Consider the following 11601-nt stretch of genomic DNA (forward strand, 5'->3'; position numbering starts at 1 on the left):
TAGTATAATATTAATTAAATTGTTAGAATACATGCACAGATGGGGGAAGAACATTGATCAGATTCGAAAATGTCACCGTGATACGGAACGGAAAAACCATTTTGAAAGAAATCGACTGGAATGTCAATAAAAATGAACATTGGGCGATTCTCGGTCTGAACGGATCGGGCAAAACTTCGCTATTAAACGTCATTTGCGGCTACCTATACCCTACTTCGGGAAAAGTGCAAGTATTGGGACAGGAGTTTGGAAAAACCAATATTCCGGAATTGAGAAAAGACATCGGATTTATCAGCTCTTCGTTAAAGGGGCAATTAAAAAATTTTGATACGGTGTTAAGCATCGTCCTCAGCGGCAAATTCGCATCGATCGGGCTTTATGAAGCGGTTGAGAAAAAGGATGTGCAGGAAGCGCGGCGATTAATGGAACAATTGGGCATAGAACATTTAGAAGATTCTGCATATGGGGTATTATCGGAAGGGGAGAAGCAGCGGGTATTGATTGCCAGAGCGCTGATGGCCCACCCGAAAATTTTGATTTTGGACGAGCCTTGCAATGGTTTGGACGTCATTGCCCGTGAAGAATTTTTGGAGTTCATCGAAAAGCTTGCCCAACAGGAATTTTGTCCGACATTGATTTATGTCACTCATCATGTGGAAGAGGTTTTGCCTTGTTTTTCCCATACGTTGTTATTAAAAGACGGTGAAGTGTACGCACAAGGATTTTCGCGTGAGTTATTGAAGGAAAATACCTTATCCGAATTTTTTGGCAGGGAAGTTACGGTTCAAGAGCAGCAAAATCGTACATGGATCGCAATCAAATAATTTAATAATAGGGAGCCTGGATGAATGAAAGGGAAAAATACTCAAAAAAATGAATTGTTATCATGGATTGTCGTTCTTTTTTTAGGTTTGATGATCGCTTTCATCTGCAAGGAATATGTCTTTTCGCCTGTCGTAGTGAACGGGGCGTCAATGTCTCCTACCTATGAAGATGAAGATGTTATTATTGTAAGCAAAATAAGCAAAATCCAACGCTTTGATCATATTGTTTTTCGTGCTCCAGACGAAGAAGACTATTACATCAAGAGGGTCATCGGTTTACCTGGGGATACGATTGAAATGAAGGATGACGTGTTAATCGTCAACGGAAAAAAATATGATGAGTCATATGTCAAACGGGATTCCGATTCAGAAAAGCGCGTAACAGAAAACTTCACGTTGGAGCAATTGACGGGAGAAAAAACGGTTCCGGATGGGTATGTTTTTGTAATGGGGGATAACCGGCTGAAAAGCTACGACAGCCGCCATTTCGGCTTTATTCCGATTGATGATGTCTACGGAGAATCGAAAGTGCGAATATATCCGTTAAACAGCATAAAAATCATTTTGAATCCATATGAACAATAAACTTTCCCCGCAAATTGGAAGCACCATTTTTCGCCCGGGAAAAATGGTGTATTTCTTTTATTTGGAACGTTTTTGATGGAAAATATTCAAAATACAAAGAAAGGTGTATTCTCCATGTATTATCCAATGATGCTCAATATAGAAGGCAAAAATGTCGCATTCATTGGCGGAGGCCGTGTTGCTTATCAAAAACTGAAAGGGCTGGAAAATACAAAAGCAAATATCACGATCATCAGCCCAAGCATTATTCCGGAAATTGAAGAATGGATGAAGCGGCACCGTGCAAAATGGATTCAAAAAGAGTTTGAGCCTTCCGACATCGAACAGGCGCATATCATATTTGCCGCGACAAGTCATGCGGAAGTGAACCGCGAAGTCAAATTGCACAAAAAAGAACATCAATTGCTGCTTCTTTCTGATAACCCGAAGGAAAGCGATTTTTTGACCCCTGCAGTTGTCCGGCGCGGGAAGCTTGCATTGGCAATTTCCACAAATGGGGCAAGCCCCGCTTTGGCAAAAAAAATAAAGCGGGATTTGGAGCAGCAATTTGCGGAAAATTTCGGCGATTATGTTCAATTTTTGGAAGAGGCAAGAAAAATGGTTATCAATAAAATCGATGATGCCGAAAAGAAAAAGGGAATATTGGTCCGATTATTGGATCCGATTTTTTGCGAGCTGACGATTAATGGGAATATTGAAAAAAGAGATCAGTTATTTATGAAGTTATTTGCAGAATTAAGATGATTTATCAACTATAAAATTATTATGTCAACTAAAAACGCGGTTTTCGGGAAGCAAACGAATACTTGCCATGGGTTTTGCCTGTTTGTTGCCCACACAGCCAATTAGACGCACCGGTGCATAGAATGCAGTAAGGAAGGGGGCAACTTTATGTATGAAAAGATCAAATACTTGATCGGCAAGCCCATAGGTGTTTATTTAAAAAACGGTCTAAGTGTTTCCGGCGTTTTATGCGATGCTAATGATCATGAAATTCTCATCATGGAATATTTATATCAGGAAAAATTTATCCAGCGTCAATACGATTTTCGGATGATTCAAGGAATCTACATGTTTCCGAGCTGTTCGGATGAATATTTGAACTGAGTCCTCTAGATATAATTCTAGAGGATTTATTTTTTGCCTGATCAGCGTTCATTTGGTTCGTACTACTTGCTGAAAGACAGCGGCGCGCAAGGCGTCGCTATTATTTTTCAACTCTAGTTTGGAAGTTGAATTAATAAATTTTATTAAAATATGAATAATTATTTAACTAATTGGACAATACTTATTACGAATTGACAAAATGCTTGCGAGTTTGCTTGTTAAGGAGGTCTTAGTATGATCAGGAACATTTTGTGTTTAGTATTATTTTTGACATTGTTCGCTCCATCGTTAACATATGCGAAAGAATTGGCTCCTGAAGAAGAAAACGACTTTGTCGTGAAAGTATTGGGAAGAGAAGTGGTTGAAGACGCGATTACCCGCAGATTGGCTTTTGAAAAAGCTCCTTCTGTTACCACTTACACTGTGAAAGAAGGGGACAACTTATTCAGAATTGCAGTCAACCATAGTGTACCGGTCCATTTGTTAATGGAATGGAACGGCTTGGAGAATACTTTAATCCATCCTGGAAAAGAATTGATCATTTATAATGATGAAAAGTACAAAAAAGTGTACAAACCGATTTCGGTCGTAGCGGACGTAAGCGGACAGGCGCTTCCGAAGACAGAAAAGAACGAAACAAAGATCGCAAATAGCAACAATATTGACGAATCAGCCCGGGCGGTTTCCGCCGCAAGCAATGACGAACCCCCTTCATCAGCCAAAGAATTGGTTGTTACTGCAACGGCTTATACGGCTTATTGCGAAGGATGTTCCGGGACGACAGCATATGGGATCAACTTACGGGCAAATCCCCATTTAAAAGTCATCGCTGTTGATCCGAATGTGATTCCGCTTGGCACGAAAGTTTGGGTGGAAGGATATGGATACGCTATTGCCGGCGATACTGGCGGGGCAATCAAAGGAAACAAAATTGATGTGTTCATCCCTTCTTATGATGAAGCAATGAAATGGGGAGTAAAGAAAGTAAAAGTCAAAATTTTGGATGAATAATAGTCGGCTTGGATGAAGAAAAATACACTTCACTTTCAACATAGAAAATGAAGTGTATTTTTTATTTTGGAAAAATATTATATAATCAATAGTGAAATACTTGGAATTTTTCCTGCTTTGAACCGGGCCAAGAGGTTGAATGCTCGAAATATAATACAAATTTATTAATTATTAACCAATCCTTTGGAAAACACTTCTTTTGATTTTTCCACCTATTTCAGCTATATTTAATTAAGCAAACATTAATTCCTAGAAAAAACATAGGAATTTTTCCGATAGATTTAGTTGATATAGGTGATGCTAATGAAGAATTTATTGATTAATAAAAATGAAGTGTTGTTGAAAAAAATGCAATTAATTCCATATAGAGAAAATGAGCAAATCTGCCTTGTCGGCCCAGTTAAACTTCCCGTCAAACGCGGTGATTTTGAGGCGACATTCCAATGGTATACATGGTTGAGGCTGGAGGAACCGATTAACTCGAAAGAAGCGGTTCTTGATTATATTTTAAGCGCCAACTTGCAAGAAACCCAGCAGTCTTCCGTATTGGTATACGGTGATTTTCAAAACGGAGACGAAGCCCTTATCCGCATGCACAGCATCTGCCATACAGGGGACATTTTCGGCAGCCAGCGCTGCGATTGCGGATATCAATTGCATCAATCCATGAAAATGATTGTTGAACATGGATGCGGAGCCATTTTTTATATTGCAAACCATGAAGGGCGGGGGATTGGTTTATTTTCAAAATCTCTTGCTTATCTGTTGCAGGAAGAAGGGTATGATACAGTGGAAGCCAATCATGCCCTCGGGTTTGAAGACGACTCGAGATCCTATGAAGAAGCAATTAGAGTTTTAGAAACCCTTCGCAAAAAACCTGTCACATTGATTACAAATAACCCGAAAAAATTGGAAGCATTAAAAAAACATGGCTTGCTGGCGGACAAGCATATACCGATATGGGGAGGATTAACGGAAACGAACCGAAGATATTTGGAAACTAAAATTAAGAAAGCAGGACATATACCGGAAAATCAAGTGATTTAGGAGGGGGAAACGTGTACACAGATCGCGAATACATGGAGTTGGCCTTGAATCTGGCCAAAACTGCAAAGGGCAAAACCAATCCCAATCCTCTTGTCGGCGCGGTTTTAGTAAAAGACGGGGTGATCGTCGGGACGGGTTTGCATCGCAAAGCCGGTGAACCCCATGCGGAAGTCCATGCTTTTAATATGGCAGGAGACTATGCAAAAGGAGCGACATTATATGTAACCCTTGAGCCATGTTCCCATTACGGGAAAACCCCTCCTTGCGTGGATTTGGTAAAAAATTCTGGTGTAGAAAGGGTAGTGGTGGCAACCCTCGACCCTAATCCAAAGGTTTCCGGACGGGGTGTCCAAATCCTCAGAGACGCCGGAATTGAAGTGGAAGTGGGATTGTTGGAAAAAGAAGCTCGCAAGTTGAATGAGCGTTTTTTTCACAATATGCTCACCAATCGCCCTTTTGTGACTTTAAAATATGCCATGACATTGGACGGGAAAATTGCCACTTATACCGGCCATTCGAAATGGATTTCCGGAGAGAATTCGCGCCTTCAAGTCCATCAGCTTCGCGATGAAATGGACGCCATATTAGTAGGTATTGGCACTGTATTAAAAGATAATCCGTTTTTGACGACAAGACTTCCGGACCGGCAAGGGAAAAACCCGGTGCGCGTCATTTTGGACAGCCGTTTGCAAATTCCGCTGGATGCCAATGTTTTGAATGATGAAGCGAAAACCATCATCGTCACGACAACGGAAGCTGATCCAAAAAAGATTGTCGAATTGGAAAAGAATAATGTTACTTTAATTTACTGTTCAAAAAATGAACAGGGAATCTGTCTGGAGGAAATGCTTGATCAATTATATAAATTCGGCATTACAGACATTTTGGTGGAAGGCGGAGGAGAGGTCAACGCCTCCTTTATCCGGGCAGGGCTTGTAAATAAATTCATTATTTACATTGCACCGAAATTATTGGGCGGACGCCGCTCAATCTCGCCGGTTGCCGGAGAAGATCTGGAAACAATGGATTTGGCCGCGAAAGTGGAATTTGATTCATTTGAAAGAATCGGAGAAGATCTATGTATTATCGCTTATCCAAAGCAAGGTGAACATCATGGTTAACACCGATATTGTCATCGTAGGGGCAGGCCCTGCAGGCGCATTATTGGGCTTGCTATTGGCAAAAAAAGGATTTCGTGTGGCCCTTGTTGAACAACATAGCGATGTTGCCAGGGAATTCCGGGGGGAACACTTGAATGAAGAGGGAGAAAAAGTTCTAAAAAAAACATCATCTTTTTTCAAAAATCGAAAAGCTTGGGCTTTTAAAGATGGAAGTCATTGAATATTGGAAAGACGGTAAATTATTCAAATCGATTCAACCCGAAAAGGAGAATGGTCATCTCGGCATCCATGTCCCTCAGGCCCATCTTTTGTCGGTGATCATCGAAGAAGCGAAGAAATACGACAACTTTTCCCTGTTAACAAGCACAAAAGTTGTGGATCTGTTGGAAGACGAAAATGGACAGTTCATCGGAATCAAAGGCAAAAAGCATGGAAAAGAGATTGTGATTTATAGCTCATACATTATCGGGGCCGATGGAAGATATTCGATCGTCCGCAAAAAAGCGGGCATTGAAACGTCAATACGGAAGCACGGTTATGATTTGCTTTGGGCGAAAGTTCCGGCACCCGAAGGCTGGCAGCCCTCCATCAAAATGGCTGATGTGGACGGCTATCAATTGGCTCTTTTTACACAGACAAATGGCTATGTCCAAATCGGTTGGAACATTGAACCAAGGTTCTTTTTCAAAAATACGGAAATCGCCTTTCCAAATCTTCGTGCAAAAATTGGTTCAAGCTTTTCCGGAATTGGAAGAGACGGTAAAAAACATATCACTTCCTGGGACGATTTCGTGTTGCTTGATGTACATAGCAATTTTACAGAAGTTTGGAAAAAGAATAATGTATTATTGATCGGCGATGCCTGCCATACGATGACGCCTACGGGGGCATTCGGTTTAAACAGCGCCCTTGTTGACGCGGACCGGCTAGCTGAGTGTTTTGAACAAGGCGATATTAATGAATTGAAGTTAATACAATGCGAACAGAAAAGAAAGGAAGAAGTGAAAAAACTTCTCCGTTTGCAAATCGAGAAGGAAAAAAACTTCTCTGAACAGTTTATTATACTAAACTAGGCAAGAAAGCGGGATGAAAGTTGAAATTTGGGTTTGATATTGATGATACGTTAATTAATTTAAGAGAACACGCTTTCCATTTGTATAACCGGAAACTGGGGAAACAGGTGGATATTGCGCTTTTCAGGGAATTGAAAAGGCTTGAAATCCATGAACTGTTCGGCCTGACCGATGAACAGGGCCATCAGCTGTGGAATTCTTTGATGGAGGAAATTTATTTCACTGATTGTCCCGCTTTTGAAGGGGCGGTTGATTTTGTCAATCAGTTGGCAAAAGATGGACATTCCATTTTCTATATAACATCCAGACCGAAGCAATATTGCCTCAAAACGAGATGGTGGCTAAAGGAACGGGGTTTTCCGGTCATCGATCATCAATTCTATTGCGGAATGAAGGACCGGGAGAAAGCGGAAATCATACGGAAACTGGAATTGGACGTTTATTTTGATGACAAGCCCGCCGTTTTGGAAACCCTTAAAGGCGCAAATACAAAAGTCTACATGAAAGATCAGTCGTACAACAAACAGCTCCATTTTCCCCGTGTCTATAATTGGAAAGCATTTCAATTGGAAAAATGGAATCTTCAACAAAACTAAAAAACGAATGGCCGAAAAACAGCCATTCGTTTTTTTATATTGAAAGGGAGGATCTATTTGTTTAAAGTACAATTAAAATACCTGCTTTAGTACATTGGCGTCCATCAGGCGGTTTCTGACAAGAATGCCGACCCAAGCCGCGATGCATCCTTTCACCGCTTCCAATAAAATGAATGGAGCGGCTCCTGCCATAAATGCGGCAAGGAAGGACATATCGGCAACAAATTTCAGCCAGATGGTTCCAAAGGCAAGGGTCAACATCATGCCAAGGACGTTTGCGATGAGACCATGAACATAAGTATAACCGAATTTATTCAAATACCAGCCCATGAACAAAGCGGTCGGAATAAAACCGATGATATATCCGCCTGTTGGTCCCACAAGGGTGGAAAGTCCGCCGGAAAAACCGGTAAATACCGGCAAACCGATCGCGCCAAGCAAACAGTAAACAAGCACGCTAAGGGTACCGTATTTGAATCCCAGAATGGTTACGATCAGACCGATGGCCAATGTTTGTCCCGTAATCGGAACGAGAGGAAGAGGAATGGTAATTTGCGCTAAAACAGAAATGATTGCTGCACCAAATGCTGTCAGCACTAGTCCATATGTTTTTGCAGATTTCACGAATCGTCTCCCCTTTGTTAACCTATAAAAATAGAAAGTTTACAAAAAGGATAACGAAAATTTTTTCGAATGTCAATCTCATTTTTAAAATGATGCAACGGATGACAAAAGTGGAATTCTTCAATTTATGATAAAATAATGCATGAAGAGGCAAGCGAGGTGAATGAAAGTGTCCAGGGTTATTTTTCATGTCGATATGAACAGCTTTTATGCTTCCGTTGAACAAGCCCATCATCCGGAACTTAAAGGAAAGCCGATTGCCATTGCGGGAAATCCGAAAGAGCGGCGCGGCATCATCGTGACAAGCTCCTATGAGGCGAGGGCGAAAGGCATTTATACAACGATGAACGTGACGGAAGCATTGAAAATCTGCCCTGAGTTGATCCTCCTGCCTCCCGATTTTCCAAAATACCGGGAAGCTTCCAAAGCCATGTTTACCATTTTAAGGAGTTATACTCACCTTGTTGAACCGGTTTCAATTGATGAAGGATATATGGATGTGACGGAAATCGCAAAAGAATGCCATCCGTTGGAACTTGCCAAGGAAATTCAGCTGAGAATTTATAACGAACTTGATTTACCTTGTTCCATCGGCATCGCACCCAACAAATTTTTGGCCAAGACCGCATCGGATATGAAAAAACCGATGGGCATTACCGTTTTGAGAAAGAGGGAAGTGCCTGAAAAATTGTGGCCTTTGAATGTGGAAAAAATGTACGGAGTCGGTCAAAGCATGGCAAAGAAATTGAAATCTTTGAACATGTATACGATCGGTGATTTGGCCAATGCCGATGAAGGTTTATTAAAAGAACATTTCGGAAAAATCGGGGTACGGTTAAAAAGAAGGGCCAATGGCATCGATGACAGGGAAGTGGATCCCGAATCCATTTACGAAACAAAAAGCGTAGGAAATTCCACCACTCTCCCGGTGGATATTACGGAAATGGAAGATATCGAAAAAACCTTCCGGCACCTTTCCTCAAAAGTCGCTGAAAGGCTGGAAGCAAAAAATTTATGCGGGTTTACGATTACAATCCAAATCCGGGATTGCCATTGGCATAACCATACGAAAAGCAAAACCCTTCAAAACCCCATTTATTTGAAAACGGATATTTATCAAGAAGCCATGCAATTGTTTCCGAAAGCATGGGACGGAACGCCGATCCGGCTTCTCGGCGTGACCGTGTCCAACGTCATCGACAAAAAGCGTTCGGCAGAACAGCTGTCCATCTTCAACTATGAACAATTTGCCAAAGAAGAGCCGATCTATGAAATCATTCATGAAATGGAAAAGAAATTTGGGAAAGGCATTATCCAAAAGGGAATTGATGTGAAGAAAAAAAGCTACGCATCAAAAACAAGTTTCAGCAAAGACTTTTTAGAGGATTTGAAAGATTTCATCGATGAATATTAAGATTGGAGATACGACATGGAATTGCAGTTTTTAGGTACAGGGGCAGGAATGCCTTCGAAAGAGAGGAATACGAGTTCCCTGGCATTGAAGTTATATGAGGAAAGGGGAACGTTATGGCTGTTTGATTGCGGGGAAGCAACCCAGCATCAAATTTTGCATACAACCATTAAACCGAGAAAAATTGAAAAACTGTTCATTACCCATTTGCATGGGGACCATATCTTTGGACTGCCGGGCCTGCTCAGTTCCCGCTCTTTTTTGGGCGGGGAGGAGCCTGCTCCGCTGACCCTTTACGGACCAAAGGGATTGATGAAGTGGATTCAATTTACGTTGGAATTGACCAAAACCCATTTAAATTATCCAATCCATTTTGTAGAAATTGAAGAAGGCGTAATTTTCGAGGATGAACATTTCATCGTCACGGCGAAAGAACTTGAACATGTCATCCCTTGCTTCGGTTTTCGGATTGAACAAAAACCTCTTCCCGGGGAACTTTATATCGATAAAGCGCTGGAACTTGGTATTCCAAAAGGGCCGTTATTAGGAAAATTGAAAAGCGGGGAAGATGTGGAACTGGAAGATGGTACAATCGTCCGCAGCAAAGACGTCACCGGGCCTCCAAAAAAAGGATTTGTCGTGGCAATTTTAGGGGACACCATCTATTGCAAACAGTCCGTCGAATTAAGCAGGGACGCGGACATTGTCGTTCATGAGGCGACTTTTGACCATGCGACCGCAAAGCTTGCAAAAGATTATGGCCATTCAACAAATGTGGATGCTGCAAAGGTTGCGAAAGAGGCAAATGCAAAATATTTAATCCTGAACCATATCAGCTCCAGATTCTTGCCCCGCGATTTGGAAAATTTGTTGAAGGAAGCAAAAAAAGTTTTCCCTCACGTATTTGTTGCAAAGGATTTTTCCAGTTATCAATGGAAAAATGGTCAATTAATTGATCTTTCCGCCAAGAACCTTTGAATAATCCTGAATAAATGGCGTTTTTGGATGCTGCCGGGGACGTATTTCCGGCAGCTTTTTTATTGCCTTATTTCCCGTTTTGTTTCGGGCAATAAACTTGCAAAAGACGAACAAAAAAAGAAAAAGAGAAAAAAAGACTACATATTTCGGAATGAATGGTCAAAAAATCCGATTTTCGACAACAAAATATAGCAAAAAATTACATTTCCTAGGAAATAATTGAAATAATGATTATTTCAAATTTTCGGACAAAAGATGGAACGCCGTTTTATGGAGCAAAAGAAATAGAATGGTATTCTTTTGTACCAATCAGCCAGAAATTGATAATAATCCTTTCAGAAAAAATGAAAGGGGGCTTGCCGAGTTCATTCTCCTTTGGCAAGCTCCCGGGATCTTGCTTCCGCGCTTTTAATGCAAGCAAAAATGGCTTCGGTGAAATGATAATTTTCCAATGCTTTAATTCCGGCTTCCGTTGTTCCGCCCGGACTTGTGACTTTTTTCCGGAGCACTTCAGGCTCTTCTTTGATTTGCTGAAGCATCATCGCGGAACCGGCAATGGTTTGCACCATTAATTTTCTTACCACTTCTTTCGATAAGCCAAATTCCGTCCCAATTTTTTCCCATGCTTCAAGCAGATAATACAGATATGCAGGACCGCTTCCGGAAAGCGCCGTAATGGCATGAAGCTGATCTTCTTCCACCTCGATGACAATGCCGATCGCTTCTAACAATTGCAAAAACATCGCCTTCTGGCTTTCTGAAACATGTTCATTGAAAGAAATGCCGCTTGCCGCCATGCCGATGGCCGCCGAAGTATTCGGCATCACTCTTGCAATTGGGCGGGCACCTAAAAATGTTTCAATCGTGTCCATGCTGATGCCGGCCAAAACGGAAAGAATTGCCGTGTTTTCGGAAAGATAAGGGGCTATCGTTTTGAATGCTTCTTTCGCATCTTTCGGTTTCATTGCCAAAATGACTAAATCCGCATCTCTCAAATCTTCTAAAGTTTCTAAAATATGAACGCCGAAACGTTCATTCAATTCTTGCAATCTTTGAATATTGGAACGGTTTTTCACGTAAATATGGTCTGCAGGAACAACTTCATTTTTGATCCATCCATGAATCAAAGCTTCTGCCATGGAACCTGCTCCGATAAAGACTAGTTTTTTCATCCTTTTCCCTCCATTTATATAAATACATGAATCGTCAATAAAAAATGCGTTT

General features: G+C 41.2%; 14 protein-coding genes. 12 read left to right on the plus strand and 2 right to left on the minus strand.

Annotated elements, in window-relative coordinates:
• Positions 1-53 precede the first annotated feature (53 nt).
• The 10 genes from NST62_RS05860 (at position 54) to NST62_RS05905 (ending at position 7364) form a co-directional block, all read left to right on the plus strand.
• A complete protein-coding gene (locus tag NST62_RS05860; protein ID WP_141600751.1) occupies positions 54-824 on the plus strand; it encodes an ABC transporter ATP-binding protein in 771 nt (256 codons plus the stop codon).
• Between the two features lie 24 nt (positions 825-848).
• Positions 849-1409 (plus strand): signal peptidase I, encoded by a 561-nt coding sequence (gene lepB / locus NST62_RS05865; RefSeq protein ID WP_342463216.1) that lies wholly within the window; start codon positions 849-851, stop codon positions 1407-1409.
• A 114-nt stretch (positions 1410-1523) separates the two neighbouring features.
• Positions 1524-2153: a bifunctional precorrin-2 dehydrogenase/sirohydrochlorin ferrochelatase gene (locus NST62_RS05870; protein ID WP_181733115.1), complete on the plus strand. Its 630-nt coding sequence runs from the start codon at positions 1524-1526 to the stop codon at positions 2151-2153.
• Between the two features lie 147 nt (positions 2154-2300).
• Complete coding sequence (locus tag NST62_RS05875; RefSeq protein WP_141600748.1) at positions 2301-2516, plus strand: hypothetical protein; 216 nt, start codon at positions 2301-2303, stop codon at positions 2514-2516.
• A 234-nt stretch (positions 2517-2750) separates the two neighbouring features.
• The gene (locus tag NST62_RS05880; protein WP_141600747.1) at positions 2751-3527 is read left to right on the plus strand and encodes a 3D domain-containing protein; all 777 of its coding nucleotides are present in this window, start codon (positions 2751-2753) and stop codon (positions 3525-3527) included.
• A gap of 303 nt (positions 3528-3830) precedes the next feature.
• On the plus strand, positions 3831-4574 hold the full coding sequence (locus NST62_RS05885) for a GTP cyclohydrolase II (RefSeq protein ID WP_342463217.1): 744 nt from the start codon (positions 3831-3833) through the stop codon (positions 4572-4574).
• Between the two features lie 11 nt (positions 4575-4585).
• On the plus strand, positions 4586-5695 hold the full coding sequence (gene ribD / locus NST62_RS05890) for a bifunctional diaminohydroxyphosphoribosylaminopyrimidine deaminase/5-amino-6-(5-phosphoribosylamino)uracil reductase RibD (RefSeq protein ID WP_141600745.1): 1110 nt from the start codon (positions 4586-4588) through the stop codon (positions 5693-5695).
• Positions 5688-5915, plus strand: a complete 228-nt coding sequence (locus NST62_RS05895) for an FAD-dependent oxidoreductase (RefSeq protein WP_328219696.1) — start codon at positions 5688-5690, stop codon at positions 5913-5915. The genes ribD and NST62_RS05895 overlap by 8 nt, the downstream gene beginning before the upstream one ends.
• Complete coding sequence (locus tag NST62_RS05900) at positions 5902-6768, plus strand: FAD-dependent monooxygenase (RefSeq protein ID WP_342463218.1); 867 nt, start codon at positions 5902-5904, stop codon at positions 6766-6768. The genes NST62_RS05895 and NST62_RS05900 overlap by 14 nt, the downstream gene beginning before the upstream one ends.
• Positions 6769-6788: 20 nt before the next feature.
• Positions 6789-7364, plus strand: a complete 576-nt coding sequence (locus tag NST62_RS05905; RefSeq protein ID WP_141600744.1) for an HAD family acid phosphatase — start codon at positions 6789-6791, stop codon at positions 7362-7364.
• Positions 7365-7436: 72 nt separating this feature from the next.
• Here NST62_RS05905 and NST62_RS05910 read toward each other — a convergent pair whose 3' ends face one another.
• Complete coding sequence (locus NST62_RS05910) at positions 7437-7988, minus strand: biotin transporter BioY (RefSeq protein WP_328215437.1); 552 nt, start codon at positions 7986-7988, stop codon at positions 7437-7439.
• 169 nt (positions 7989-8157) lie between these two features.
• Here NST62_RS05910 and NST62_RS05915 point away from each other — a divergent pair, with 169 nt between their 5' ends.
• Entirely contained in the window at positions 8158-9402 is a 1245-nt protein-coding gene (locus tag NST62_RS05915) for a DNA polymerase IV (RefSeq protein ID WP_281279173.1), read from the plus strand.
• A 15-nt stretch (positions 9403-9417) separates the two neighbouring features.
• Positions 9418-10377: a ribonuclease Z gene (gene rnz / locus NST62_RS05920; RefSeq protein WP_141600741.1), complete on the plus strand. Its 960-nt coding sequence runs from the start codon at positions 9418-9420 to the stop codon at positions 10375-10377.
• A gap of 365 nt (positions 10378-10742) precedes the next feature.
• Here the strand turns inward: rnz and proC are convergent, their stop codons facing one another.
• Positions 10743-11549: a pyrroline-5-carboxylate reductase gene (gene proC, locus NST62_RS05925; RefSeq protein WP_141600740.1), complete on the minus strand. Its 807-nt coding sequence runs from the start codon at positions 11547-11549 to the stop codon at positions 10743-10745.
• Between the last annotated feature and the right edge of the window lie 52 nt (positions 11550-11601).

It is taken from the genome of Ureibacillus sp. FSL K6-8385 (genome assembly GCF_038593155.1).
Classification (GTDB): domain Bacteria; phylum Bacillota; class Bacilli; order Bacillales_A; family Planococcaceae; genus Ureibacillus; species Ureibacillus terrenus.

Bases quoted from the DNA above. Each gene is read 5' to 3' on its own strand.
- lepB (WP_342463216.1), top strand. From the start codon at position 849: ATGAAAGGGAAAAATACTCAAAAAAATGAATTGTTATCATGGATTGTC.
- NST62_RS05870 (WP_181733115.1), top strand. From the start codon at position 1,524: ATGTATTATCCAATGATGCTCAATATAGAAGGCAAAAATGTCGCATTC.
- NST62_RS05875 (WP_141600748.1), top strand. From the start codon at position 2,301: ATGTATGAAAAGATCAAATACTTGATCGGCAAGCCCATAGGTGTTTAT.
- NST62_RS05880 (WP_141600747.1), top strand. From the start codon at position 2,751: ATGATCAGGAACATTTTGTGTTTAGTATTATTTTTGACATTGTTCGCT.
- NST62_RS05885 (WP_342463217.1), top strand. From the start codon at position 3,831: ATGAAGAATTTATTGATTAATAAAAATGAAGTGTTGTTGAAAAAAATG.
- NST62_RS05895 (WP_328219696.1), top strand. From the start codon at position 5,688: ATGGTTAACACCGATATTGTCATCGTAGGGGCAGGCCCTGCAGGCGCA.
- NST62_RS05900 (WP_342463218.1), top strand. From the start codon at position 5,902: ATGGAAGTCATTGAATATTGGAAAGACGGTAAATTATTCAAATCGATT.
- rnz (WP_141600741.1), top strand. From the start codon at position 9,418: ATGGAATTGCAGTTTTTAGGTACAGGGGCAGGAATGCCTTCGAAAGAG.
- proC (WP_141600740.1), bottom strand. From the start codon at position 11,549: ATGAAAAAACTAGTCTTTATCGGAGCAGGTTCCATGGCAGAAGCTTTG.